This is a genomic window from Streptomyces sp. LUP47B, from assembly GCF_001746295.1.
Lineage (GTDB): Bacteria > Actinomycetota > Actinomycetes > Streptomycetales > Streptomycetaceae > Streptomyces.
This window is the reverse complement of record NZ_MJAH01000002.1, coordinates 337,582-363,235: the sequence shown is the minus strand read 5'-3', so window position 1 is coordinate 363,235 and position 25,654 is coordinate 337,582. Positions and strand designations below refer to the sequence as shown.

Below are 25,654 nucleotides of genomic sequence, written 5' to 3'. Positions count from 1 at the left end.
TCAGGGACCGTTCGGGCATCCTTCCCGATCTCACCGAAAGCGACTTCGAAAGCCGTGTCGAAAGCGGTGTCGAAACCGTTATGCGTTCGACCCATTGACACTCCCCTCACCCCCTCCTTACTGTCACGTCAGCATTTCGAACGTGTGACGAAATTTCGAACAACGTCACTGAGCCGACGAAGCAACGAGGGGCAACCGCCGTGCGCATCACCGGAATCAGCACACACGTGGTCGGGACGCCGTGGCGCAACCTGACCTACGTCCAGGTGCACACCGACGAAGGCATCACCGGAGTCGGCGAGACCCGGATGCTGGGACACACCGACGCGCTGATCGGCTATTTGCGGGAGGCCGAGAACAACCACATTCTCGGCTCCGACCCGTTCGCTGTCGAGGACCTCGTCAAGAGGATGAAGTACGGCGACTACGGTCGGGCCGGCGAGATCGTCATGTCCGGTATCGCCGTGATCGAGATGGCCTGCTGGGACATCAAGGGCAAGGCCCTCGGGGTGCCGGTCTGGCAGCTGCTGGGCGGCAAGGTCACCGACAAGGTCAAGGCGTACGCCAACGGCTGGTACACCACGGAGCGGACTCCCGAGGCGTACCACAAGGCCGCGCAGACGGTCATGGAGCGCGGCTACAAGGCGCTCAAGATCGACCCGTTCGGCACCGGCCACTTCGAGCTGGACCACGAGCAGAGCCTGTACGCCGTCTCGCTGATCGAGGCCGTACGGGACGCCATCGGTCCCGACGCCGAACTGATGCTGGAGATGCACGGCCGGTTCTCGCCGTCGACGGCGATCCGGCTGGCCAAGGACCTGGCGCCCTTCAAGCCCGCGTGGCTGGAGGAGCCGGTGCCGCCGGAGAACCTGAAGGCGCTGGAGAAGGTCGCCGCCAAGGTCGACATCCCGGTGGCCACCGGTGAGCGGATCCACGACCGCATCGAGTTCCGCGAGCTCTTCGAGAGCCAGGCCGTGGACATCATCCAGCCTGACGTCGGCCACATCGGCGGTATCTGGGAGACCCGGAAGCTGGCCGCCACCGCCGAGACCCACTACATGCTGGTCGCCCCCCACAACGTGGGCGGCCCGGTGCTGACCGCCGCCTCGCTGCAGGTCGGCTTCACCTCCCCCAACTTCAAGATCCTCGAGCACTTCAACGACTTCGCCGACGCGGAGATCAAGAAGGTGGTCAAGGGCGCCCCGCAGGTCGTGGACGGCTACTTCCACCTCTCCGACGCGCCGGGTCTCGGTGTCGAGCTGGACGTCGACGCGGCCGCGGAGTTCCCGCAGCAGCAGGCCCGCTTCGATCTGTGGGCCGAGGGCTGGGAGCAGCGCAAGCCCAAGGGCACCAAGTGAGCGCGCAGGTCGTCATCGAGGGGCCCGGCGAGCACCGGCTCGACGAGCACACCCCTCGTGAGCCCGCCGCCGGCGAGGCGCTGGTACGCGTCCACGCCGTCGGCATCTGTGGCAGCGACCGCGAGGTGTACCAGGGCAACCGGCCCGAGGCGTACGTCCGTTACCCCCTCACTCCGGGCCACGAGTGGTCCGGGACGGTCGAGGCGGTAGGGGCGGGTGTTCCTTCAACTCTTGTCGGCCGCAAGGTCGTCGGCGAGGGCTTCCGCAACTGCCAGGTCTGCGACCGCTGTCACGCGGGCGAGACGACGCTGTGCACGGCCGGGTACGAGGAGACCGGGTTCACCCAGCCGGGTGCGATGGCCACCACGCTCACCCTGCCTGCACGCCTGCTCCATGTCCTGCCGGACGACGCCGACCTGACGGCCGCCGCCCTGCTGGAGCCGGCCGCCTGTATCGCGGCCGCCGCGATCAAGGCGAACGCCCTGCCCGGCGAGCGCGTGGCCGTGGTGGGGACCGGGACGCTCGGGATGTTCGCCGTTCAGTTCCTGAAGGCGGGCTCGCCCGCCGAGTTGCTCGTGGTAGGGACCCGGCCCGACCGGGCGGAGCTTTCGAAAGCTTTCGGTGCCACGGACTTCCGCACCAGGGACCAGGAGCTCCCCGACGACTACGACGTCGTCATCGAGACCGCCGGGTCCGCGACCGCCGCCGGCACCGCCGCCGGTCTGCTCAGGCGCGGCGGACGCCTGGTCCTGACGGGCATCCCGGCGCCGGGCGCCGAGGGTCTCGATCCGACCGACCTGGTCGTACGGCAGCTGGAGGTGCACACCGTCTTCGGAGCCCCGCCGGACGCCTGGGCGCACACCGTGCGGGTCTTCGGGGCCGGTCTGCTGGATCCGCTGCCGCTGGTCACCCACGAGCTCCCGCTCGACGGGTTCCCGGAGGCGATCGAGCTGGTCGGGTCCGGTGATCCGAAGGTCGGGAAGGTGCTGCTCCGCCCCTAGACGTACGCCGGTACGGGGTGACCTGACCACTCCGTACCGGCGTACCCCACGCCCCGCACGACTTGAGCCGCGAACCTCGTCCGACATATCGAACACAAAGGACAGCTTGTGACGACCGACGCTTCCGCCCCGGCGGCCCGCCGCCCCGGTGAACAGGCGCTCACCGCGCTCGGCCTGGGCGCGCCCGCCCTGGATCCCGCCGATGCCTCGCCGCACACCTTCCCCGGCGGTGGCCGCTGGCGCACCGAGATCCCCTCGTGCGAGGGGCCGGAAGCGCTGGCCGTCGTCCTGAAGGAAGCCTCGCGGCTCGATGTGCCGATCCACCGGATCAGCCAGGGCAGCGGTGTGTGGATGCTGACCGACGCCGAGATCACCGAGATGGTCGAGGCGACGGGCGAACGCGACATCGAGCTCTGTCTGTTCACCGGCCCGCGCGGCACCTGGGACATCGGCGGCTCGACGCGCTCCGACTCGCGCGGCGCGGGCCTCCGGGCCCGCGGCCACGACGCCGTGGCCGGCTGCGTCGAAGACGCCGTCCGGGCAACGGAGTTGGGCGTCCAGTGCCTCCTCGTCGCCGACGAGGGCGTGCTGTGGACGCTGCACCGGGCGCGTGCCGCCGGGATCATCCCGGCCGACACCACGCTGAAGCTGAGCGCGCTCGTCGGCCCTGTCAACCCGGCCGCCTACGCGGTGTACGAGAACCTGGGCGCCGACTCCATCAACGTGCCCAGCGATCTGACGCTCGATCACCTCACGGAGATCCGGCGGGTTTCCGCCGCCCCGATGGACATGTACATCGAGGCGCCGGACGATCTCGGCGGTTACGTGCGGATGTACGAGGTCGCCGAACTGATCCGGCGCGGCGCGCCGCTCTACCTGAAGTTCGGCCTGTCCAAGGCCCCGGGGATCTACCCGTACGGCCACCACATGCGCGACCTGACCCTGAACACGGCCCGGGAACGGGTACGGCGGGGGCGGCTCGCCCTGGACCTGCTCGCACGGCACGGAGCGGACGGCGACATGGCGCCGCTCGGTTCGCGGCTGCCGGGGGCGCTGAAGCGTTTCGAAACACCCTCATAACGTTTCGGACCGAGTCCCTTCACAAAAGCAGACGCAGCCGCACACAATCCCACACGCACCTTCCTCGGTCAGAGCCCGCACCTCCTTGCCAGAGCGTCCCGCACCGCCAGACCGAACCCCTCCCGACATCAAGGATGATGATCATGCGTACTCGTCGAGCCGCACTCACCGCCATAGCCGGCGCCGCCTCCCTCGCCCTGACCCTCTCGGCCTGTGGCCAGGACAGCAAAGGCGGCAGCGAGGAGTCGACCGGCAGCTCCAAGGGAGGCACGATCGGCATCGCGATGCCGACCAAGTCCTCCGAGCGCTGGATCGCCGACGGCAACAACGTCGTCAAGAACCTCCAGTCCAAGGGCTACAAGACCAAGCTGGTCTACGGCGAGGACGACCCCGACCAGCAGGTGTCGCAGATCGAGAACCTGATCACCCAGGGCGTCAAGGGCCTGATCGTCGCGGCGATCGACAACAAGTCGCTGAACAACGTGCTCCAGCAGGCCAAGGACGCCAAGATCCCGGTCATCGCCTACGACCGGCTGATCCTCGGCACGCCGAACGTCGACTACTACGCGTCGTTCGACAACACCAAGGTCGGTGAGCTGCAGGCCAGTTACATCGTCGACAAGCTGGGTCTCAAGAGCGGCAAGGGCCCCTTCAACATCGAGCTGTTCGCCGGCTCCAACGACGACAACAACACCAAGTACTTCTTCAACGGCGCGATGAGCGTGCTCCAGCCGTACATCGACAGCAAGAAGCTCGTCGTCAAGTCCAAGCAGACCAAGATCACCCAGGTCACCACGCTGCGCTGGGACGGCGCCACGGCGCAGAAGCGCATGGAGGACATCCTCACCTCCACGTACGGCAGCGGCAAGGTCGACGCGGTCCTGTCGCCGTACGACGGCATCTCCATCGGTATCCTCGCCGCGCTGAAGTCGGACGGCTACGGCTCCGCCAGCAAGCCGCTGCCGGTCATCACCGGCCAGGACGCCGAGCTCGCCTCGGTGAAGTCGATCATCTCGGGCCAGCAGACGCAGACCGTCTACAAGGACACCCGCAAGCTCGCCGAGGTCGCCTCGGCCATGGTGGACGACGTCCTCAAGGGCAAGAAGCCCGAGGTCAACGACACCAAGACGTACGACAACGGCAGCAAGGTCGTCCCGGCCTACCTGCTGCAGCCGGTGAGCGTCGACAAGAGCAACTACACCAAGGAACTGGTCGACACGGGCTACTACAAGGCGAGCGAGCTCAACTAGTCAGCCCCTCCCTGTCGGCCCATCCCCCTGATTGAAAGGCACGACCATGGCGGGACCCGTCCTGGAAATGCGCTCGATCGTCAAGACCTTTCCCGGCGTCAAAGCGCTGTCGGACGTCACTCTGACCGTCCGTCAGGGCGAGGTCCATGCCATCTGCGGTGAGAACGGCGCCGGGAAGTCCACCTTGATGAAGGTGCTCTCCGGCGTCCATCCGCACGGCACGTACGAGGGCGACATCCTCTTCGAGGGAGAGGTCGTCTCCTTCAAGGACATCCGGGCGAGCGAGCAGCACGGCATCGTGATCATCCATCAGGAACTGGCCCTGGTGCCGTTCCTGTCGATCGCGGAGAACATCTTCCTCGGCAACGAACACGCCTCGGGCGGGTTCATCAACTGGAACGAGACGCTGAAGCACGCCACCGAGCTGCTGCGCCGGGTGGGTCTGAGCGACCACCCGGAGACCCGGATCACCGACATCGGTGTGGGCAAGCAGCAGCTGGTGGAGATCGCCAAGGCACTCTCCAAGAAGGTGAAGCTGCTCATCCTCGACGAGCCGACCGCGGCTCTGAACGACGAGGACAGCGGCAAACTCCTGGATCTCATCCTGGAGTTGAAGAAGCAGGGCATCACCTCGATCATCATCTCCCACAAGCTCAACGAGATCCGCAAGGTCGCCGACTCGGTGACGATCCTCCGCGACGGGAAGTCCATCGAGACGCTCGACGTGAAGGACCCGGAGACCACCGAGGACCGGATCATCTCGGGCATGGTCGGCCGCGACCTCGACCACCGCTTCCCCGACCGCACCCTCTACAAGGGCGAGGCGGACGCGGCCCCGGCGCTGGAGATCCGCAACTGGACCGTCCACCACCCGATCGACCAGCAGCGCAAGGTGGTCGACGACGTGTCGATCCATGTGCGGCGCGGGGAGATCGTCGGTATCGCGGGCCTGATGGGCGCGGGGCGTACCGAGCTCGCGATGAGCGTGTTCGGGCGCACCTACGGCCGGCACGCGGGCGGCCAGGTCTTCAAGGACGGCCAGGAGATCCGTACGAAGACCGTCGCCGAGGCGGTCGAGCACGGCATCGCGTACGTCACCGAGGACCGCAAGCACTACGGCCTCAACCTCATCGACAACATCAACCGCAACATCTCGCTGACCGCCCTGAACAAGGTCGCGAAGCGCGGTGTGGTCGACGAGCACGAGGAGCGGAAGGTCGCCGAGCGCTTCCGCAAGTCGATGAACATCAAGGCGCCGACCGTCTTCGAGACGGTGGGCAGACTGTCCGGCGGCAACCAGCAGAAGGTCGTCCTCAGCAAGTGGATCTTCGCGGGTCCCGAGGTGCTGATCCTGGACGAGCCCACGCGCGGTATCGACGTGGGCGCCAAGTACGAGATCTACACGGTCATCGACCAGCTGGCCGCCGAGGGCAAGGCGGTCGTCTTCATCTCCTCCGAGCTGCCGGAGCTGCTCGGGATGTGCGACCGCATCTACACCATGGCCGCCGGACGGCTCACGGGTGAGGTTCCGCGGGCCGAGGCCACGCAGGAAGTGCTGATGCGCCAGATGACGAAGGACAAAGAGGTAACGCGATGAGCACCGATGTGACGAAGGTTCCGGCCGCGGCGCCGCCGGGCAAGGGCGGGGGGTCGTCCTCCGGCGAGGGCCTGCTCCAGCTGATGCTGAACGGGCTGCGCCGCAACATGCGCCAGTACGGCATGCTGATCGCGCTCGGTCTGATCGTCGCGCTGTTCGCGGTGTGGACCGACGGCGACCTGCTGCTGCCGCGCAACGTCTCCAACCTGGTGCTCCAGAACAGCTACATCCTGATCCTCGCGATCGGCATGATGCTGGTGATCATCGCGGGACACATCGACCTATCGGTCGGTTCGCTGACCGCGTTCGTGGGCGCCTTCGCGGCCGTGCTGACCGTGCAGCACGACGTGGCCTGGCCCGTCGCGCTGGTGCTGACCCTGGTGGTGGGCGCGGTCGCGGGCTCGGTCCAGGGCTATCTGATCGCGTATCTCGGCATACCGTCGTTCATCGTCACCCTGGCGGGCATGCTCCTCTTCCGCGGTCTGACGGAGATCCTGCTCGAGGGCCAGACCCTCGGCCCGTTCCCGAACGGTCTGCAGAAGCTCGGCAACGGCTTCCTGCCCGAGGTCGGCCCGGACACCAACTACCACAACCTCACCCTGCTGCTCGGCTTCGCGCTGCTGGCCTTCGTGGTCTACCAGGAGGTCCGCGACCGCAAGCGCGAGCAGGAGTTCGCGCTGGACGTGCTGCCCAGGAACGCCTTCCTGCTCAAGCTCGTCGCGATCGCCGCCGCGGTCCTCGCGGTCACGATGCTGCTCGCCAGCTACCAGGGCGCGCCGATCATCCTGCTCGTCCTCGGTGTGCTGGTGGTCGGCTACGGCTACGTCATGCGCAACGCGGTCTTCGGCCGGCACATCTACGCGATCGGCGGCAACCTGCCGGCCGCGAAGCTGTCCGGCGTCAAGGACAAGAAGGTCACCTTCCTTGTCTTCCTGAACATGGGCGTGCTCGCGGCCCTGGCGGGTCTGGTGGTCGCAGCCCGCCTGAACGCGGCCTCCCCGAAGGCGGGCCTGAACTTCGAACTCGAGGCGATCGCCTCGTCGTTCATCGGTGGCGCCTCCATGAGCGGCGGTGTGGGAACCGTCCTCGGCGCGATCATCGGTGGTCTCGTCCTCGGTGTGCTGAACAACGGCATGAACCTCCTCAGTGTCGGCACCGACTGGCAACAGGTCATCAAGGGCCTCGCCCTGCTGGCCGCGGTCGGGTTCGACGTGTGGAACAAGCGCAAGTCCGGTTCGTAAGTCATCTCGGGCCCCGTCGGAGAGATCCGGCGGGGCCCGCTTCCTTCACAGGAGCCGCTAGATGGAACTGAACAGACGAACGGTCATCGCCGGTGCCGCGGCCGCGGGAATCGCCGCGACGACGCTCGGGGGCACCGCTGAGGCGTCCAGCAGCAAGAAGCCGACCAAGAAGCTCTTCGGCACCCTCGCCGACGGGACCAAGGTCCACATCTGGTCGCTGGCCAACGGCGGCACGAGGATGAAGGTCCTCTCCTGGGGCGGCGTCGTGCAGTCCCTGGAGATCCCGGACCGGCACGGCCACTACGCCAACGTCTCGGCGGGCTTCGACAACATCGAGGACTACGTCGCCAAGACCCCGTACTTCGGCGCGCTGATCGGGCGCTACGGCAACCGCATCGCCAAGGGTCAGTTCACCCTCGACGGCAAGAGCTACCAGCTCTCCGTCAACGACGGCGTCAACAGCCTGCACGGCGGCACCCAGGGCTTCGACAAGCGGGTGTGGGACGTCGAGCCGTTCACCAAGGGCTCGGACGTCGGCCTGCACCTGCACTACACGTCCGTCGACGGCGAGATGGGCTACCCCGGCACCCTCAAGGTGAAGGTGACGTACACCCTCACCCGGCACGGCGAGTGGCGGATCGACTACGAGGCCACCACCGACAAGGCCACCGTCGTCAACCTCACCAGCCACGTGTACTGGAACCTCGGCGGCGAGGGCACCGGCACCATCGAGGACCACGAGCTGCGGATCGCCGCCTCCCGCTACACGCCCACCGACTCGGGTCTGATCCCCACCGGTGAGCTGGCGAAGGTCGCGGGCACCCCCTTCGACTTCCGCAAGGGCAAGCACATCGGCCGGGACATCCGCGCCGGTCACGAGCAGCAGGTCCTCGCCAAGGGCTACGACCACAACTGGGTGCTCGACAAGGGCATCACGGCCAAGCCCGAGCACGTGGCGACCCTGCGCGACCCGTCGTCGGGCCGCACCCTGAAGATCTCCACCGTCGAGCCGGGGCTGCAGTTCTACTCGGGCAACTTCCTCGACGGCACCCTCACCGGCACCGGCGGTCACACCTACCGCCAGGGCGACGCGCTGTGCCTGGAGACACAGCACTTCCCCGACTCGCCGAACCACCCGTCGTTCCCCTCGACGGTGCTGCGCCCGGGCCAGACATACCGGACGACGACGCTTCACTCGTTCGGCGCGTAGACGCTCCGCTGAGAAGGCCGTGGGGAGCTGCGGGCCGGCTGTGGCCGGCCCGCAGTTCCCCGCGCCGCTTTGGGGCGCGCTCACGGTCCCTGACATGGGAAGATGCGAGAAGTGGGCCCTCCGTTCCCGGACTCACACTTCTTTCACACCGGTTGAACAGCGCCACGCAGGCATCCGTATGTAAGGGCGGCCCGTGCTCCCCCGCGCGGGCCACCCAATGACGACGGACCCGGTCGTCCCCGCCGGGTCCGCCCCATACGGAGGTTCGATGGCCGACAACGTCACCTCGTTGTTCCGCAGCACGGCTGCGCACAGCCCGTCCATGGCGGCGCTGGCGCGTGAGGGCGGCGACGGGACGGGGCCGGTGGACTTCTGTATCCCCTGCAATCCCTACTTTCCCACTCCGGCGATGATGGACACCATGGCCTCGCGGCTGAAGGACATCATCACGTACTACCCCAGCAGCGCCGACACGATCACCGCCGAGCTGTGCAACCTGCTCCAACTCCCGCCGCAGGCCGTGGCGATGGGCAACGGCTCGACCGAACTGATCACCTGGATCGACCACCTGCTGGTCCGCGAGTCCCTCGCCATCCCCGTCCCCACCTTCGGCCGCTGGACCGACCAGCCGATGGAGACCGGCAAGCGGGTCGACATGTTCCCGCTCCAGGAGTCCAGCGGATTCGCCCTGGACCTCGCGCAGTACGCCGAGTTCATACGCACCCGGGGCACGCGGGTCGCGGTCATCTGCAACCCGAACAACCCCGACGGCGGCTTCCTCCACAAGCACGCGCTCGTGCAGTTCATGGACGCCATGGCTGACCTGGACCTCATCATCATCGACGAGTCGTTCCTGGAGTTCGCGGACGCCGAACAGGAACCGAGCGTCGTCCAGGAGGCGATGATCCGGCCGAACGTCATCGTCCTGCGCAGCCTCGGCAAGAACTTCGGCCTGCACGGCATCCGCTTCGGCTACATGGTCGCCAACCCCTCCCTCGCCGGCCGGGTCCGCTCGATGCTGCCGAAGTGGAACCTCAACGCCTTCGCCGAGTACGTGGTGTTCATGCTCAAGGAGCACGGCGCCGAGTACGCGCAGAGTCTCCATCAGGTCCGCCGGGACCGCCTCGACATGGCGAGCCAGCTCGCCGCGCTGCCCGGCCTGACCGTCTACCCCTCCCAGGGGAACTTCCTCTTCGTGCGCCTGCCCGTGGGCGCCGAAGGCACCGTGGTCCGGGACCGGATGCTCACCGAGCACCGGATCCTCGTCCGCGAGTGCGGCAACAAGATCGGCTCCTCAAGCCGCTTCCTGCGACTCGTGGTGCGCCCCCAGGTGGACGTGCGACGCCTGGTGTCCGGCCTGGAACAGGTGCTCTACGGGACCAGGAGGGGAGCCGCCGTGCCCGAGCTCGCTCAAGGGACCAGCTACAGCTCGGGTACGGCGGCAGTGGACCGCCTGGTCGGCCAGACCAACGGGGCGGGCATGCAGGACCTGGCCGCCATGGCCGTCGGCGGTGGGGGGATGGGCGGAGGCGTCGGCATGCCGATGCCGGTCGCCCAGCCGGTGGCGGTGGCCGCGGCGGCGCCGATGGGGGCGGTGGCCTCCATGGGGCCGGCCGCTTCCATGGGCTCGGGGATGCCGATGCCGGCCCAGATGCCGGCGCCGGCCCAGATGCCTGCCCCTGCCCCTGCCCCTGCGCCCGCCCCGATGCCGACGCCCCCGCCGGCTCCTGCCGCTCCGGCGCCCTTCGCACAGCCCAGCGGGCCGACTCCGGTGGGAGTTCCCGCCCGTGGTGGGCTCACGGCCGCGCAGGTGCGGGGCATGACCGCGCCGGCGCCCGGGGCTCCGCAGGAGCTGTCCCAGGCGCCCGCCACCGGGTGGCCCAACGCTCAGAGCTGGCCGAACGCTGCGGGGATGGGGCAGACCGGCTGAGCGGTGTCCGCGGGTTCGGCTTGATCAGTAGGCGACGGGCCATCCGCTGCCCCAGTTCAGCAGGTTGATGCCGAGCTTGGGCGTGCCGTTGTCGTTGCCGTCGTAGTAGTGGTAGACGATCAGGTCGCCGTCGGAGTCGTTCATGATCGACTGTCCGCCGGGGCCGATGACGCTGCCGTGGGACTCCAGAACCGGGGTGCCGCCGTTGTTCATCATCGAGACGCCGTTCTTGTCGACGTACGGTCCGGTGACGCTGGTGGCGCGGCCGACCTTGACCTTGTAGGTCGAACTGGTGCCGGCGCAGCAGGTGTCGTAGGACGCGAAGAGGTAGTAGTAGCCGTTCCGCTTGACGATGTACGGCGCCTCGACGGCCTTGGTCCCGGTCGGGCGGGAGGCGAGGGAGTACCGGGTCGTGTTGGTGGAGAGCTGCTTGCCGGTGGCCGGGTTGATCTGGATCATCTTCAGGCCGGTCCACCAACTGCCGAAGGACAGCCACCACTTGCCGTCGCCGTCGACGAACAGGTTCGGGTCGATGGCGTTGTAGTCACTGGCGGTGGTGGAGGTGTACACGGTGCCCTGGTCGCTCCAGGAGCCGGGCAGACCGGTGCTCGAAGTCGCCAGGCCTATCGCGGACTTGTTGGAGCCGAAGGTCGAGACGGCGTAGTACATCAGGTACTTGCCGCCCTGGTAGGAGATGTCGGGCGCCCATGCCTCGGTGGCGTACGACGACCACCAGCTCGGCTTGGTGGAGAAGGCGTCACTGCCGGCCGTGAACGCGATCCGGTCGGTGGAGGTGCGGTAGCCGAGTCCGCCGCCGGTGCCGTACAGCAGGTAACGGCCCGCCGACGTACGGAGCATCGTCGGGTCGTGGATGGTGGTGGCGCCGGTGACGGTCCCGGGGTTGGGGTAGGCGGATGCCGTCCCCGGGATCAGGGCCAGCAGGAAGGCGGCGGGAACGGCCAGAAGTGAGGTGCGGCGCACGCTGACGCTCCTTGGGAGGATGCGAGTGGGGGGATGTTCGACATACCGATCGCCGATCAGAGCTTCGGACGGGACCGTAGAATCGAACCCATTGCGCGTCAATGGTCCGCGCACGCCTCAGTGGTGGTAGGGCATGAGCGCCGTAGGACTCAGCCGACCTGTTCGAAGACCATCGACCACCAGCTGTCCGGCTGTGCGAACGCGTACGGGTCGCGGGCCTTGAGGTATTCGACGAGCTTGTCGGTGTACGGGGCGCGGTCCTGGGGTGCGGCCTGTTCCAGGTGCCTGGTGCGCAGCGCGAAGCGGTACAGGAACTCGACGAGGTCGGCGAGGGTGCGGTTCACGATCTCGGCGCGCGGCTCCGCGTCGAAGGACATGAGGATGACGTAGCCGCGGTCCATGTCGAGGCAGTACCGCATCGCCGGGTCGTCGGTGGGGCCGCCCAGGACGAGGATGTGGGTCTCCTCGCCGCCCGCGGCCACCGGCACCACGGTGAAGGGGTCGGGTCCCTCCTCGGCGGTGTCCAGGGTGAACAGCACGTCGACGAAGACGGGGACACCGACCTCGCACAGCACCTCGGCGTCGGCCTCGGACAGTCCGCGCTCCTCGGCGACGGCACGGTCCAGCGTGACCACGCGGTCCGCGCCGAACAGCTCCGTCATCTCGTCATGGGTGGCCATGCGTCCTCTGCTTTCCCTTCGTCTTGCCTCAGCCGGTGAGACCGGCCCGTCGCAACAGTTTCAGCCAGTCGTCGTACTCGACCAGTTCGTCGTCGATCAACGCCAACCGCTTGTACTCGTCGAACGTGGCCAGCCGCTCCAGGAAGTACGCCTCGACGCTGGGCGCGAGCTGGTCGAAGCGCTCCGCGTCGACCCACTCCCAGTGCTCGTCCGGGATACCGAGGACGGCGCCACCCGCGCGATCGAGGAAGACCGGCGTCTGGTTGGTCATCCCGATACAGAACAGCTTCTGCGGGGACAGGTCCAACGGGGAGTCGACCACCGGCTCGCAGTAGAACTGGTGCTCCTCCGCCTCGTCCAGGCCGAAGAGCTGCACGGACGGCCCGCAGCTTGCGCCGTCGAGCACCCGGCAGAAGTCCAGGAACTCCCGCGGCACCCCGTCGGCCTCCGCGGCAGCGGCCGTCTCGTCGTCGATCGTCCCGCCGAGCGTGAACGAGAGCACGTCCGGACTTTCCGCCAGCGCCGTCCGCAGGGCGTCCACCGTCGCGATCAGACGGGACGACGCCGGGCTCGCGCTAGTCATCTGGCCACCACTTTATGTCGATGTTGATGGGATTGCCGTCCGGAAGATCCTTGATCTGTTGACGTATCTGAGCGTTGCCGATGTCCTGGTTCGTGAACCGGTCGAGCATCCGCAGGTTACGCCACGCGTCCGGACCACCGGTCTGGAGTTCATTGGTGTGGTCGGGCTCCATCTTACGGGCGGCCTCCGCCGCCTCCCTGGCGAAGTCAGGGTCGTCCTTGTGGTTCCTGTGGATCAGTGCGGTCAGCGCGCCCTTGTAGTCCGCTGTGATCTTCGAGTCACGATAATCCGTGGTCCTGCCCTTGAACTTGAAGAGCTTCCCTTCCTCGCCCAGCCGTTGCAGAGCCCGGGCCTTCCGCTCGAAGGCCTGCTTGGGCATCCCGGGCTTCCACTCCAGGGTGACGGTGTGCGGGTCCTTCGTCGTGTCCGGCCGGTCCTTGCCGATCCCGCCGCCGTCCCGGACGGTGTCCTGGTCGCGGGAGCGTTTGACGATGCTCTGCAGCATCGTCTCGATGTTCTTGTCGTTGCGCGCGTGGTTGTCCCCCATCGCCCGCACGCCCTTGGACACGTCCTGGAGGTGCTTGTGGAGCTGGTCCTCGGCCTCCTCGATGGCCTTGAGGATCTTCTCGGCCCCGGTCTCGACGGCCGCCGCGAGGGCGCCCTTGCCGCGGGTCCGGTTCAGCCCGGCCCGGCTGCGGCGCAGGTGGGGGCGGGCGCCGGACTCGTGCTCGTCGGCCTGGGAGGTGATCCGGTCGGCGAGCCGTTCGTGGAGTTCCGGGTCGCTGCGTACGGTGTCGCTCACGCGGCGCCTCCCTTGCCGGTGAAGGTCCCTGTGGTGCCGTCGGCTCCCGTGACGGCGTCCAGCCCGTCGGAGAAGCCCTCGCTGCCCGCGTGCAGGGTCTTGCCGGGGCTGTAACCGTCCTGCAGTCCCACGGCGTTGGCGCCGAGCTGGAGGACGAGGTCGGTGGCCATGTTGCCGAGCGCGGAGTAGACCGGGCCCATGGCGACCGACATGAGTTCCTCGACGAGGAGTTGCTCGGCCTCCTTCAGCAGCCGCCGCACGATGAGGCGGGTGGCCTGGGTGGCACCGAGCGCGCCGACCTCGGAGAGCCCGAGGGTGAACGGTGCGGCGGCCTGGGCGGCGATGATCTCGGCGGCGAGGATGCCCAGTTGGACGATGGCGGCGACCTTGGCACCGGCCACGGCGACGGCGGCACCGTCCAGGGCCATCGCCCCGAGGTCGGCCGCTTCACCGAGCCGTTCCAGGTGTACGTCGCTGACCTTGCCCCAGTGCTGCTGGAAGGCGGCGGTCGCGATGCCCTCGTTCCCTTCCAGGAACTCCCGGACGACGCTCGCCGTGGCGTCCTTGCCCTCCCGCATCTGCGAGGCGAAGGACCGCAGACCGTCGGCCATGTCCCGGTAGTCGTCCTCGTCGACGTTGGGCCACTCGACGCCGATGAGGTCCAGCACCCAGGCCGCCTCGTCGGGCAGCACGACCCCCATGTCCGTTCCCCCTTTGTCTTGGCAGGACCATTTCAGGTCACGCGTACGACGGCCGAACTTTACTACGGGGGGCGGGATTTGCCGGGGGTGTGGGAGGGAGTGGGTGGGGTGAAGTTGTTGGGGCGGCGGGGCTTGCCGGTGGCGCGGGATGAGAGCGGTTCGTGTCTGGCGAGGTGGGGGTGGGTTCGTGTTCGGCGGCTGGAATTCGATGGTGGAGGGAGTGGGGAGGGGGTTCGGGGCGGGCGCGGTGGTCGCGGTGACCGAGGGATTGGGGCCGGGAAAGCGCTCGACGAGGACCGATGTGCCCCGGGGCAGGCACGGTACTCAGCGGTGGCCAACAGGCCCGAGCCCGGAGATACACAGGTCCAGCGCTCGACGGGGCCCTCAGCGGGGGCCGAACGGGCCTCCCGGGCGAGAGCCGCCCAGGCCGCCCGGCCCGCCCACGCCGGAGTGCTGCCAGGGCCCGGCGGACTGCTGCCCCGGAGCCGTACGGGACGCCGTGTCGGAGTGTGACGTGCCCTGGTCCTCGCGCTCGTCCTCGGTGCGACGCGCCTGCTGCCACTCCCCGAAACGCTCGCCGGCCTCGCGGGCCTCGGCGTCGGTACGCCGCTCCCCCGCGCGGCGGACCTTGTCGGCGCCGGAGAACAGGGCGGCGGTGTACTCCGGGTCGGTGAAGGCCTGTTCGGCGGTGAGGTCACCGCGCAGCACCCCGCGCGCCATCTCCCGCAGTTTCGGATCGGGCCCGGTGCTCAGGGTGCGCAGCGCGCGGAGCAGGCTACGAGCCCGGTCCTCGTCCTTGGCGACGTCCAGCAACTCCGCCTGGTCCACCTCACGTCCGTCCGGCACTCGAACCTCCCCCTTCCGTACGCCAGTCGCCCCAGTATCCAACAGCCCCGGGTGCCACGGGAGTCGGTTCGCCCGCTCACGAAACGAGCGCGTCCCGCATCGCCTTCGCGGTGACCGCCGGGTCGTAACCGTCGGGCACGCCCTCGACGAGGATGATGTCGCCCGCGATGTGCCGCGAACGCAGCGGCGCGATCTCCTGGTACGCGGCGGAGTCCCACCAGGCCCGCGCCTCGGCGATCCCGGGGAAGCCGATCACCACGACGTGTCCCGGCCAGCCGCCCTCCTTCACCTCGTGCCCCACGCCATGCACGAGGAAGCGCCCGCCGTACGGCGCGAAGGTGGCGGTGATGCGCTCGATGTACTCGGCGATCTCCGGATGCGGCGCGGCTTCCCGCAGGTGGGCTATGGCGTAGGCGGTCATGGTGTCCTCCCGGTCGGTAGGGCTCCGTACGCCGACGAGCCTGGCATGCGGGGAGAACCGGGGTCGATTACCCGGGAGGTAAGCCGGTCGGGGAAGCCGGAGTCGTTCAGTCGGGCGTCTCGGCCGGACCGGCCGGCTCGGAGTCGCTGTCCGGGGCGGACCGCTCGATGTCGTCGTTGGTCGCGGCCCAGCTGGCCAGCAGGTTCAGGGCGTCCTGCGAGGGGGACGCGGGTTCGGCGGTGTAGGTGAGGAGGAACTGGCTGGGGCCGTCGCCGAGCGGGAAGGTCTCGAAGGGCAGGTCGAGGTCGCCGACGACCGGGTGGTGGAGGAGTTTCACGCCGGTGGTGTGCATCCGGACGTTGTGGGCGGCCCAGCGGCGCCGGAACTCCTCGCTGCGGGTGGACAGTTCCCCGATCAGGTCCGTGAGCCGCCGGTCGTAGAGGTCGCGGCCGGCCTCGGCGCGCAGCATGGCGACGGCGTCATTGGCGACTTCGTCCCAGTGGCGGAAGAACTCGGTCGCGTGCGGGCTGAGGAAGACGAACCGGGCGTTGTTCGGCGGCCGTACCGGGTCGGCGTAGACGGGGGAGAACAGGGCCCGCCCGAGGTGGTTGGCGGCCAGGATGTCCCCGCGTCCGCTGAGGACGAACGCGGGTGTGCCGGCCATCGAGTCGAGGACGCGCTGCACCGCGGGCCGGACGCGCTGCTGGGCCGGGCGGCGGCGTGGTGGACGGGTCGTGCCGGCGCCGCGCAGGAGGTCGTTCAGGTGGACGCGTTCGGCCTCGTCGAGCTGAAGTGCCTGCGCGATGCCTTCGATGACGCTCTCGGAGACGCCGGTGGCGTTGCCGCGCTCCAGCCGCGTGTAGTACTCGCTGGAAATGCCCGCGAGGAGGGCGACCTCCTCCCGGCGCAGCCCGGTGACCCGTCGGCGCTCTCCGCCGTACAGGGGCAGTCCGGCCTGCTCGGGGGTGACCCTGGCCCGTCGTGTACCGAGGAATTCCCGGATCGCCGCGCGGAAATCATCACGGATGTCGCGGTTGCCGCCTTGTGGGTCGTTTCTGCCTGCCATGCGCCTCACTTTACGAGCGCTTCCGCCGGGGAGGGGGTCCCTGTCAGTGACCCCCTCATCAGGGACTCCCACCAGCGCGTGACGGCGGGTTTTGTTGCACGTACACCCCCGCACACAGCAGGTGCCGGATCACGGCGTCTGAAAGGAAATCCCTCATGAGCAAGGTCATTCTCGTCACCGGTGCCGGACGCGGCCTGGGCACCGACATCGCCCGCGAGGCCCTCGCCGTCGGCCACCGGGTCGTCGCCACCGGCCGCCGCCCCGAGGAGGTCGAGAAGGTCCTGGGCGGGCCGCAGGACAACCTGCTGGTCACCAAGCTCGACGTCACCAGCCTCGAGGACGCCGAGGCCGCCGCGCAGGCCGCCGTCGACCGCTTCGGGCGCATCGACGTACTGATCAACAACGCCGGGAATCTGTTCACCGGCTACTTCGAGGAGATCTCGCCTGCGCAGATGCGCCGGCAGTTCGACACGAACCTCTTCGGCCCGATGAACGTCACCCGCGCCGTCCTGCCGATCATGCGCAAGCAGCGCGCCGGCCACGTCATCACCATCACGTCGACCGCCGGCCTGGTCGGCATGGAATTCACCTCCGCCTACGCGGCCTCCAAGTTCGCGGAGGAGGGCTGGATGGAGTCCCTGCGCCACGACGTCGAGCCGTACGACATCCACACCACGGTCGTGGAGCCCGGCTACTTCCGCACCGAACTGCTCGTGGACGGCTCCACCATCTGGCCCGAGCTGTCCATCGAGGACTACGCACCCCGCACCGCCCCGCGGATCGAGGGCATGAAGAGCATGAACGGCCGGCAGCCCGGCGACCCCGCCAAGCTCGCCCGCGCCCTGCTCACCATCGCCGGCCAGGACAAGCCCCTGGAACGCTTCGTCGCCGGCGCGGACGCCATCGAGGCCGCCGAGGCCAAGGCGAAGGAGCTCCTCGCCCAGGCCGAGGCCTCACGCGAGCTGGGCGACAACCTCGCCCACGACGACACCACCGCCTGAGGGGGACACCGTGCCACTGAATGGCGAGTACGAGCCGAGCACGGCGCAGTTCGTACGTGACCAGGTGGAGCTGTACGAAAGCTCCGGCGGCACGCAAGGAACGACGCTGGGTGTCCTGGTCACACGTGAAGAAGACGAGGAACTGGAGGACGTGCCCGTCGTCATCCTGACCACCCTGGGCGCCAAGAGCGGCAAGATCCGCAAGTCCCCGCTCATCCGGGTGGAGCACGACGGCTCCTACGCCGTGGTCGCCTCCGCCGGAGGAGCCCCCAAGCACCCGGTCTGGTACCACAACGCGCTGGCCGACCCCCGGGTCGAGCTGCAGGACGGCCCGGTGCGCCGGGACATGCTGGCACGCGAGGTGACCGGGGACGAGAAGGCCGTGTGGTGGGCCCGAGCCGTCGAGGCGTTCCCGGCCTACGCGGAGTACCAGAAGAACACGGACCGTGAGATCCCGGTCCTCGTCCTGGAGCCGGCGCCCGAGGCGCACTGATACGCGCTGACACGCACGTCCGCCCCTCCCGGGCGGGCCACCTGACAACAACTTACTTACGGAGTACCTGATGAAGCACGTATCCCTGGGCGGGCTCGATGTCTCCCGCATCGGCCTGGGAGCCATGACCATGGCCGGCGTCTACACCACGGGCGGAGGGCTCGACGACGCCGAGTCGATCCGCACCATCCACCGGGCGCTGGACCTCGGGGTCACCCACATCGACACCGCGGAGATCTACGGCCCCTTCCACAGCGAGAACCTCGTCGGCAAGGCCATCAAGGGCCGGCGCGACGACGTCGTCATCGCGACGAAGTTCGGCCTCGTCTCCCACGCCGGCGACGGCCCCGGCGTCATCGACAGCAGCCCCGCCAACGTGAAGACCGCCGTCGAAGGCTCGCTCAAGCGGCTGGGCACCGACCACATCGACCTCTACTACCAGCACCGCGTGGACCCGAACACGCCCATCGAGGAAACGGTTGGCGCGCTGGCCGAGCTGGTCGCCGAGGGCAAGGTGCGCCACGTCGGCCTCTCCGAGGCCGGCCCCGAGACGATCCGCCGCGCCCACGCCGTACATCCGGTGGCCGCGCTGCAGACCGAGTACTCGCTGTGGACCCGTGATGTAGAGGCCGACATCCTTCCTTTGCTGCGCGAGCTCGGCATCGGATTCGTTCCCTACTCCCCGCTCGGCCACGGCCTGCTCACCGGACAGATCCGCACCGTCGACGACTTCACCGACGACGACTGGCGCAAGACCAACCCGCGCTTCACCGGCGAGAACTTCCAGCGCAACCTGGCCATCGTCGACGAGGTGCGGGCCATCGGCGCCGAGATCGGAGCCACTCCGGCCCAGACCGCACTGGCGTGGCTGCTGACCCGCGGCGACGACATCGCCCCCATCCCCGGCACCCGCCGCGTCACCCGCGTCGAGGAGAACACCGCCGCCGACGCCGTCGAACTCAGCGCCGCGCAGCTCGACCGCCTGAACAACCTCACACCCGCCGCCGGCGAGCGTCACGACGAGGCCAACATGGCCAGCATCGACCGCTGACCGCACCTCAATGCGGTTGGTCCCACAGCACATCCACCTCGGCCCGGACCGTCTTGCCGGGCAGCGGCTCCCGGTCCAACACCTCCCAACGGTCGGCGAGAGCCTCGACGAGGAGCAGACCGCGGCCGCCTTCGTCGAGGGGACCTGGTGGTCGTACGGCAGCAGGGAGCTCACCGCGGGTGTCGGTGACCTCGACGCGGACACTGCCGGTGACGAGGGAGAGCCGCAGCTCGAAGTCCCGCCCCGGCACCCGACCGTGGGTCACCGCGTTCGCGGCGAGTTCGGCGACGATCACGGCGACGGCGTCCGCGGCCGGGCTGTCGTACGGGATGCCCCAGTCGTGCAGTTGGTTCAGGGCGAGGTGGCGGGCGAGACGGGCGCCGCGTGGAGTCGCGCTGAGGCGCTGGGTGAACGTACGTACGGTGACCGTGGGTTGGGGTGGGGGAAGTGCTGTCATGGGCCCAATCTGGTGCCCCCGAGGGGGACTTCTCCAGGTGGGCGCCGCGTACGCTGCGGCAGCGTACGCGGTCACGGGCTGGACAGTACGCGTGACGGAACGTGACCATGGGCGCGGGAGGTGGCCGACTGTGGTCGATGGTGGCGGTGAGCCGGAGTCGTCGGACAGCATGCGGACGTTCGGGGCGGTTCTGCAAGCCCTGCGGGAGCATTCGGGGTTGAGCCGGGAGGAGTTCGGGGATCTGGTGGGCTTCTCCAAACACACGGTGGCGTCCGTGGAGTTGGGGCGCCGGATGCCGGATCTGGTGCTGGTGGAGCGGGGCGAGGAGGCGACGGGAAACACGGGGGCGTTGCGGAAGTCGTTTCCGAAGCTGGCTCGGCAGGCGGGGTTGGCGGCGTGGTTTCGCCAGTGGGCGGGGCTGGAGGCGACCGCGATCACGCTGTACACGTATGAATGCCGGTTGATTCCGGGGCTGTTGCAGACGGAGGCGTATGCGCGGACGCTGTTCACGAATCAGCTCCCGCCGCTGGACGACGAACAGATCGAGGCGCAGTGGGTCGCCCGAGCAGAGCGCCAACGGCTGCTACGGGAAAGGCCGAACACGGCGTTCGGCTTCATCCTGGAGGAGCACCTGTTCCGGCGGTGCACAGGCGGCGTGAATGTCACTCGCGAACTCGTCGATCACGTACTGGAAATCGCGGATCTGCGGAATGTGGAGATCCAGATCATGCCGACGGTGCAGACGACTCACGCCGGCCTGGATGGGCCCATGCAACTGCTGGAAACACCGGCGAACCGGTGGTTCGCCTACTGCGAGGGACAGCGAGCCGGTCTGCTCGTCTCCGAAGCGCAGGAGATCAGCGTCCTCCAACGACGGTATGCCAGGATGCGGTCACAGGCTCTCACTCTCACGGATTCCGTGAGCCTGCTGCAGCGGATGCGAGGAGACCTATGACCACCGACGAACTGTTCTGGTTCAAGTCGAGCTACAGCAGTGGCGGCGACGGCGACTGCGTTGAAGTAGCCCTCACCCCCGCCACCATCCACATCCGCGACTCCAAGAACCGCGAGGGCTCTCGGCTCACCCTCTCCCCCGCCCCCTGGGCCGACTTTCTCACCCATCTCACAGGGACAGCCATTTCATCGTAATTCCGCTGGCGGAACCGGCCGGGATGGAACTCAGAGACCTGTGACCTCCTCGGGTACTCCGACGTCCGCGAAGACGGCGTGGGCCTGTTGGCCCAGCAGTTCGGCGGTGGTCGTGTTGGTGCTCCGGTGGAGGCCGGCGAGTGCCACGAGGGTGCGGGCCTCGCCGAGGCGGTGACCGGTTTCCCGGTGGACGGTAAGGGCCTGCTCGGCGAGTGCGACAGCGGTCGCGCGGTCCTGCCCGGACTCGGCTGTCTTGGAGAGGGCGGTCAGGGCCTGGCCCTCCACCACGCGGAAGGAATGGGCGCGGGCCAGGCGCAGGGCCTGTTCGCCGTGGGTGCGGGCCTCGTCAGGGCGGCCCAGCAGCTGGTGGGTGAGGGCTAGGCTCACGAGGGTGTCGGCCTCGGCGCGGCTGAAACCCGCCTCGCGAGCCAGGGCGAGAGCCTGCCGATCGGCCCGCAGGGCATGGTCCGGACGCCCCAGTCTCCGGTGGGCGGCGGCGACCGTGTTGAGGATTCCGGGTTGGATCCAGTACCGCTTGGTGTCCCTGTCCATCGCCAGCGCTCGCTCGGCCAATGCCAACCCCTCGTCATGGCGGCCGAGTTCAAGGTAGATCTTCGCCACGGCGTCGAGCATCATCGCGCGGCCGTCTCGATAACCGGCCCTCTCATCGGAGGCCACCCGCGGTCCGAGGAGGGCGAGCCCGTCGGCGAGGCGGCCGAGTTCCCAATACACCCCGCCCAGCACCTGCACGGCCGGGCCGTTGTCCCACCGGCTGTGTTCCGCGTCGAGGCCGAAGGCACGCTCGAGGTGATCGGCGGCCTCGCGCAGCCGGCCCAGATCTCGGCTGGCCATACCGAGGCCGACCAGCCCGAACCCTACGAAGTGGGGGTTGCCGACCGCGCTGAAGAGGCGCAACCCGGTGGTCAGGTCGTCGTACGCGCTGTCGAGCCGCGCCATGCTCCATTTCGCGAAGGCCCTCAGGCCGAGGGCCGACGCCTCGCCGGCCGTCCAGCCGAGTTCCCGGCTGATGTCCAGGGCGCGGGTGGCGTGCTCCATCGCCTGCCGGACGTGCCCGCGATCCCATCGGGCCGCGGCGAGACTGGAATGCGTCGCGGACTGGCCGAACAGGTCCCCTTCGGCTTCGGCCGCCTCCAGTACCCTCTGTGCGGTGGTCTGCCAGGTCTTCCGGGACACGTGGATCCAGAACTGGCTGAACAGGGTGGACGTCAGGTACCAGGCGACGGGGCGGGGGCCGTGACGGCCGGCGTGGTCGATGACGGCGAGGAGATTCGCCCGTTCCGCGTCCAGCCATCGTCCGGGCTCGGCCGAGGGCGCGCCCGGGTACTCGCCGGCCCTGAGGCTGCTGGGCAGCTCCGGGAAGAGTCCGGTCCCCGCGGTGGCACGAGCGGCGTGCAGATACCAGAGCAGGAGCCGCTCCAGCGCGGCCTCACGCTCCGACGTCGTCTCCTCGACCAGTGCGCGCTCCCCGGCGTACTCGCGAACGAGGTCGTGGAACCGGTACCGGCCCGCCGTCACCGGCTCGACCAGATGCGCCGCGGCCAGCGTGCCGAGCAGGCGGCGGGCCCGGGACAACGGCGTGTCGAGGAAGGCCGCGGCGGCCTCCGCGGTGAAGTCCGCTCCCGGGAACAGGCCGAGCAGCCGGAACAACCGTCGCGCGTCCGGCGTCAGAGCGCCGTACGACACCGAGAAGGCCGTACGCAGCGGAGAGCCTGCGTCGCCGTCCGTCTCCAGCGCGTCCAGTCGGCTGCCCTCCGCCATCTCGGCGACAAGGTCGGCCGTGCGCAGCGCCGGGTCGCCGGCCAGCCTCGCGGCGGCGACGCGCAGGGCCAAGGGGAGGCTGCCGCACAGGCGGATCAGGTCGTCGACCGCGTGTCTGTCGTCGTCGACCCGGTGCGCGCCGAGGACCCGGCTGAGCAGGGCGCGGGCCTCGTCCGGCTGGAGGAGGCCCAGCGGCAGGGCGTGGGCGCCGTCGCGGGCGACCAGGTCGCCGAGGCGGTTGCGGCTGGTGACGACGACACAGCAGGTAGGGCTGGACGGCAGCAGCGGACGTACCTGCTCGGCGGAGGCCGCGTTGTCCAGGAGGACGAGTACGCGCCGGCCGGCCAGCAGGGTACGGAAGAGGCGGCCCTGGGCCTCGTGGTCCGGGGGAATCTCCGAGGCCGCCAGGCCCAGGCCGCTCAGCAGCAGTTCGAGGGCCTCGCGGGGTTCGAGGGGGCGGCGGTCGTGGTCGAAGCCGTGCAGGTTGACGTAGAGCTGGCCGTCCGGGAAGCGGTCGTGGACTTGATGTGCCCAGTGCACGGCCAGCGCGGTCTTGCCGATGCCGGCGGCGCCACCGATGGCCGAGATGACGACGGTGTTGGCCGGGCTGCTATCGGTGGGCAGCAGCGCCTGGAGGCGGGCCAGTTCACCGGTACGGCCCGCGAACCCCGCTGCGTCGTGCGGGAGTTCGGCGGGGACGATGTTCGCTCGCGGCGCAGCGGGCGGCGGGGGCAGCACTACGGCGTCATCCTGGCGCAGCACCGCCTCGTGCACCCGGCGCAGTTCCTCACCCGGGTCGGCGCCGAGCTCGTCGCGCAGGCGTATGCGCAGCTCCTCGTAGGCGGTGAGCGCCTCCGCCTGGCGTCCGCGGCCGTACAGGGCCCGGATGCGCAGGGCCGTCAGCGACTCGTCGTAGCGGTCGGCCTCCGAGGATGCGGACGGCCCGCCGAGCTCGTCGAGGGCCTCCGCGAACCGGCCCAGCAGAACCAGGCACTTGAGCCGCTCCAGCCGGAGGCTCCGTCGGCGTTCCTCCAGCCGCTCGCGCTCCGCCCGCGCGAAGGGTCCCGGCACGTTGGCCAGCGGTTCGCCCCTGAACAGCCCGACGGCAGCCGCCAGTCGGTCCGCTGCGGCGGCCGGATCCCGGGAGGCGAGAACCCTGAGCGCCGTACGGCCCCGCTCCTCCAGCTCCACTGTGTCGAGCCGGACATCCTCGACGACGAAGCGGTACCAGCCCTTGCCGCTGCGGATCACCGACTCCGCAGGCGAAGTTCCCTTCGGATCGAGCGTCCTGCGCAGGGAGTTGACGTGCGTGGGAAGCACCTTTGAACCGCCGGCAGGCGGCTCCGGGCCCCACACCGCGTCGAGCAGCCGCTCGTGACTCATCACGGCGCCTTGTCGCAGCAGCAGTGCGGCCAGCACGGCCTGTCGCTTGAGCGGTCCCAGCTCCAGTCGCACCGGGCCACGCCACGCCCGTAACGGCCCGAGCACCTCGAATCGGAGCAGGTCAGGGGGTCCCCCGTCCACAGCCGTGCCTCCCGTCCCGTGCATCACCGGCAAACTCACCAGCATTGCAGCACCCCCGGCCGTGCCGAGGGACGGCCATCGCACAACCCGCACAATCCGGGAGCGGAAGAGCAGGCGGCCCCACCGCCACGTCGAGACCAGCGGTGGGGCTCTCACACCCGTGTGTCAGCCGGCGGCGACCGCCGGCCCGAAGTCCGCCTCCAGCCGCTCCCTCCACCCGGCGTCCGCCAGCCCCGCTCCCACGAGCACGTCCCGCCAGTCCTCCTTGGCCAGCTGGACGGCGTCGAGGAGCCGGTCCACCCGGCCCTGTCCGCACAGCAGCGTCGCTGCGGCGATCCGTTCCTTGTCCTCCCGGTCGCCGCGGTCGGTCAGGTGGTTGACCAGTTCGGTGAGGAGATCTCCCACCACCTCGCCGTCCCGGCCGGGGAAGTCCTCCGCGATGCGCCGTTCGACCCGCACGGTAAGCCCCATTTACCCTCCTTGTCGGCATACGCCCCGGTACGGTACCGCGTCCACCCCTCCGAACACCGCAACCTGACTCGCAAGAAACTTGACGGTCCCTCATTTTGCCGAACTGACAGCCCATCAACAGGGACCACTCCTACGGTGCCGTGTTCATGACAGACACCCCCATGAACGAGACCCCCATGAGCGAGACCGCGACGAGAGACACCGTCGCCCGCCGCACCGTCCTTGTCGCCACGGGCGCCACCGCCGCCACCTTCGCCCTCGGCGCCGCCGCGCCCGGCACACCCACCGCGCGAACAGCCGACACCGCCCCCGTGGCCGCCGCGGCGGTCTGCACCCTCACCAAGGAGATGACCGAAGGCCCCTACTACCTCGACGGCCAGTACGTCCGCGCCGACATCACCGAGGGCAAGACCGGCTTCCCGCTGACGCTCGCCCTCACCGTCGTCGACGACGACACCTGCGCCACGATCAGCAACGCCCTCGTGGAGATCTGGCACTGCGACGCGCTCGGCGAGTACTCGGGCTACGTCGGCAACAACGGCCACAACGAGCCCGACAGCGGCACCTTCCTGCGCGGCGGCGTCCTCACCGACTCCGGTGGCGTCGCCCGCATCACCACGGTCTACCCGGGCTGGTACCGGGGCCGCTGCGTCCACATCCACGTGAAGGTGCACGTCGGCGTCACGCTCACCTCCGACGGCTCCTTCACCGGCGGCACCGAGMTCYACACCGGCCAGCTCTTCTTCGACGAGACGGTCACCGCCAAGGTCGGCGCGCTCTCGCCGTACTCGGCCAACACGGTCCCGCGCACCACCCTCGCCCAGGACTCGGTCTACGACGACGGCGGCGCCGAGTCCGGCCTGCTGACCCTCACCGCCCTGGGCGGCAGCCCCGCCGTCGGCTACTCAGGCACCCTGACACTCGGCGTCGAACGCTGATCACGCGTCGCCCGCCGCCCACAAGAGCGGCGGGCGACACCCGC

Annotated in this window: 25 protein-coding genes; 14 read left to right on the top strand and 11 right to left on the bottom strand. The window is 69.1% G+C overall.

The window, feature by feature from the left end; all coding sequences use genetic code 11:
- Nucleotides 1–200 precede the first annotated feature (200 nt).
- From BFN33_RS08190 to BFN33_RS08155, 8 genes are all read left to right on the top strand, one after another.
- On the top strand, nucleotides 201–1,358 hold the full coding sequence (locus tag BFN33_RS08190; protein ID WP_069759235.1) for a mandelate racemase/muconate lactonizing enzyme family protein: 1,158 nt from the start codon (nucleotides 201–203) through the stop codon (nucleotides 1,356–1,358).
- Nucleotides 1,355–2,359 (top strand): zinc-binding dehydrogenase, encoded by a 1,005-nt coding sequence (locus tag BFN33_RS08185; RefSeq protein WP_069759234.1) that lies wholly within the window; start codon nucleotides 1,355–1,357, stop codon nucleotides 2,357–2,359. Before BFN33_RS08190 ends, BFN33_RS08185 begins: the two co-directional genes overlap by 4 nt.
- 108 nt (nucleotides 2,360–2,467) lie before the next feature.
- A complete protein-coding gene (locus BFN33_RS08180) occupies nucleotides 2,468–3,439 on the top strand; it encodes a hypothetical protein (protein ID WP_069759233.1) in 972 nt (323 codons plus the stop codon).
- Between the two features lie 143 nt (nucleotides 3,440–3,582).
- On the top strand, nucleotides 3,583–4,689 hold the full coding sequence (chvE, locus tag BFN33_RS08175; protein WP_069759650.1) for a multiple monosaccharide ABC transporter substrate-binding protein: 1,107 nt from the start codon (nucleotides 3,583–3,585) through the stop codon (nucleotides 4,687–4,689).
- Between the two features lie 46 nt (nucleotides 4,690–4,735).
- Nucleotides 4,736–6,286 carry a multiple monosaccharide ABC transporter ATP-binding protein gene (gene mmsA, locus BFN33_RS08170; protein ID WP_069759232.1) on the top strand — a complete coding sequence of 517 codons (1,551 nt, stop codon included), beginning with the start codon at nucleotides 4,736–4,738 and terminating at the stop codon, nucleotides 6,284–6,286.
- A complete protein-coding gene (mmsB, locus tag BFN33_RS08165) occupies nucleotides 6,283–7,527 on the top strand; it encodes a multiple monosaccharide ABC transporter permease (protein ID WP_069759231.1) in 1,245 nt (414 codons plus the stop codon). The genes mmsA and mmsB overlap by 4 nt, the downstream gene beginning before the upstream one ends.
- Before the next feature lie 61 nt (nucleotides 7,528–7,588).
- On the top strand, nucleotides 7,589–8,737 hold the full coding sequence (locus BFN33_RS08160) for an aldose epimerase family protein (RefSeq protein WP_069759230.1): 1,149 nt from the start codon (nucleotides 7,589–7,591) through the stop codon (nucleotides 8,735–8,737).
- 268 nt (nucleotides 8,738–9,005) lie between these two features.
- Entirely contained in the window at nucleotides 9,006–10,667 is a 1,662-nt protein-coding gene (locus BFN33_RS08155; protein ID WP_069759229.1) for a histidinol-phosphate transaminase, read from the top strand.
- A 24-nt stretch (nucleotides 10,668–10,691) separates the two neighbouring features.
- Here BFN33_RS08155 and BFN33_RS08150 read toward each other — a convergent pair whose 3' ends face one another.
- From BFN33_RS08150 to BFN33_RS08115, 8 genes are all read right to left on the bottom strand, one after another.
- Complete coding sequence (locus BFN33_RS08150) at nucleotides 10,692–11,648, bottom strand: arabinan endo-1,5-alpha-L-arabinosidase (protein ID WP_069759228.1); 957 nt, start codon at nucleotides 11,646–11,648, stop codon at nucleotides 10,692–10,694.
- 149 nt (nucleotides 11,649–11,797) lie between these two features.
- On the bottom strand, nucleotides 11,798–12,328 hold the full coding sequence (locus tag BFN33_RS08145; RefSeq protein ID WP_069759227.1) for an SUKH-4 family immunity protein: 531 nt from the start codon (nucleotides 12,326–12,328) through the stop codon (nucleotides 11,798–11,800).
- Between the two features lie 28 nt (nucleotides 12,329–12,356).
- Nucleotides 12,357–12,911 (bottom strand): hypothetical protein, encoded by a 555-nt coding sequence (locus BFN33_RS08140; RefSeq protein WP_256122688.1) that lies wholly within the window; start codon nucleotides 12,909–12,911, stop codon nucleotides 12,357–12,359.
- Nucleotides 12,904–13,713, bottom strand: coding sequence for a hypothetical protein (locus BFN33_RS08135; protein WP_069759225.1), 810 nt, complete (start codon nucleotides 13,711–13,713; stop codon nucleotides 12,904–12,906). The genes BFN33_RS08140 and BFN33_RS08135 overlap by 8 nt, the downstream gene beginning before the upstream one ends.
- Nucleotides 13,710–14,414: a hypothetical protein gene (locus tag BFN33_RS08130; protein WP_069759224.1), complete on the bottom strand. Its 705-nt coding sequence runs from the start codon at nucleotides 14,412–14,414 to the stop codon at nucleotides 13,710–13,712. The genes BFN33_RS08135 and BFN33_RS08130 overlap by 4 nt, the downstream gene beginning before the upstream one ends.
- Before the next feature lie 384 nt (nucleotides 14,415–14,798).
- Nucleotides 14,799–15,260 carry a hypothetical protein gene (locus BFN33_RS08125; protein ID WP_088245285.1) on the bottom strand — a complete coding sequence of 154 codons (462 nt, stop codon included), beginning with the start codon at nucleotides 15,258–15,260 and terminating at the stop codon, nucleotides 14,799–14,801.
- Between the two features lie 76 nt (nucleotides 15,261–15,336).
- Nucleotides 15,337–15,681 (bottom strand): DUF1330 domain-containing protein, encoded by a 345-nt coding sequence (locus tag BFN33_RS08120; protein ID WP_069759223.1) that lies wholly within the window; start codon nucleotides 15,679–15,681, stop codon nucleotides 15,337–15,339.
- Nucleotides 15,682–15,787: 106 nt separating this feature from the next.
- On the bottom strand, nucleotides 15,788–16,747 hold the full coding sequence (locus BFN33_RS08115) for a helix-turn-helix domain-containing protein (protein WP_069759222.1): 960 nt from the start codon (nucleotides 16,745–16,747) through the stop codon (nucleotides 15,788–15,790).
- Between the two features lie 155 nt (nucleotides 16,748–16,902).
- Here BFN33_RS08115 and BFN33_RS08110 point away from each other — a divergent pair, with 155 nt between their 5' ends.
- The 3 genes from BFN33_RS08110 to BFN33_RS08100 all read left to right on the top strand — a co-directional run bounded on the left by BFN33_RS08110 (nucleotide 16,903) and on the right by BFN33_RS08100 (nucleotide 19,292).
- Nucleotides 16,903–17,748 (top strand): SDR family oxidoreductase, encoded by an 846-nt coding sequence (locus BFN33_RS08110; protein ID WP_069759221.1) that lies wholly within the window; start codon nucleotides 16,903–16,905, stop codon nucleotides 17,746–17,748.
- A gap of 10 nt (nucleotides 17,749–17,758) precedes the next feature.
- Complete coding sequence (locus BFN33_RS08105) at nucleotides 17,759–18,241, top strand: nitroreductase family deazaflavin-dependent oxidoreductase (protein WP_069759220.1); 483 nt, start codon at nucleotides 17,759–17,761, stop codon at nucleotides 18,239–18,241.
- A 70-nt stretch (nucleotides 18,242–18,311) separates the two neighbouring features.
- Nucleotides 18,312–19,292 carry an aldo/keto reductase gene (locus BFN33_RS08100; RefSeq protein ID WP_069759219.1) on the top strand — a complete coding sequence of 327 codons (981 nt, stop codon included), beginning with the start codon at nucleotides 18,312–18,314 and terminating at the stop codon, nucleotides 19,290–19,292.
- A gap of 7 nt (nucleotides 19,293–19,299) precedes the next feature.
- On the opposite strand, the gene BFN33_RS08095 is transcribed toward BFN33_RS08100, so the two are convergent.
- Nucleotides 19,300–19,749: an ATP-binding protein gene (locus tag BFN33_RS08095; protein WP_069759218.1), complete on the bottom strand. Its 450-nt coding sequence runs from the start codon at nucleotides 19,747–19,749 to the stop codon at nucleotides 19,300–19,302.
- A 169-nt stretch (nucleotides 19,750–19,918) separates the two neighbouring features.
- Here BFN33_RS08095 and BFN33_RS08090 point away from each other — a divergent pair, with 169 nt between their 5' ends.
- Together BFN33_RS08090 and BFN33_RS08085 are read left to right on the top strand one after the other, a co-directional pair.
- The gene (locus BFN33_RS08090; RefSeq protein WP_370743268.1) at nucleotides 19,919–20,704 is read left to right on the top strand and encodes a helix-turn-helix domain-containing protein; all 786 of its coding nucleotides are present in this window, start codon (nucleotides 19,919–19,921) and stop codon (nucleotides 20,702–20,704) included.
- A complete protein-coding gene (locus BFN33_RS08085; protein WP_069759216.1) occupies nucleotides 20,701–20,898 on the top strand; it encodes a DUF397 domain-containing protein in 198 nt (65 codons plus the stop codon). The genes BFN33_RS08090 and BFN33_RS08085 overlap by 4 nt, the downstream gene beginning before the upstream one ends.
- 30 nt (nucleotides 20,899–20,928) lie before the next feature.
- On the opposite strand, the gene BFN33_RS08080 is transcribed toward BFN33_RS08085, so the two are convergent.
- Nucleotides 20,929–24,132: a BTAD domain-containing putative transcriptional regulator gene (locus BFN33_RS08080; protein ID WP_256122687.1), complete on the bottom strand. Its 3,204-nt coding sequence runs from the start codon at nucleotides 24,130–24,132 to the stop codon at nucleotides 20,929–20,931.
- 234 nt (nucleotides 24,133–24,366) lie between these two features.
- Entirely contained in the window at nucleotides 24,367–24,672 is a 306-nt protein-coding gene (locus BFN33_RS08075; RefSeq protein ID WP_069759215.1) for a hypothetical protein, read from the bottom strand.
- Nucleotides 24,673–24,818: 146 nt separating this feature from the next.
- On the opposite strand from BFN33_RS08075, the gene BFN33_RS08070 reads away from it, so the two are divergent.
- On the top strand, nucleotides 24,819–25,610 hold the full coding sequence (locus BFN33_RS08070) for an intradiol ring-cleavage dioxygenase (RefSeq protein WP_370743261.1): 792 nt from the start codon (nucleotides 24,819–24,821) through the stop codon (nucleotides 25,608–25,610).
- Nucleotides 25,611–25,654 lie beyond the last annotated feature (44 nt).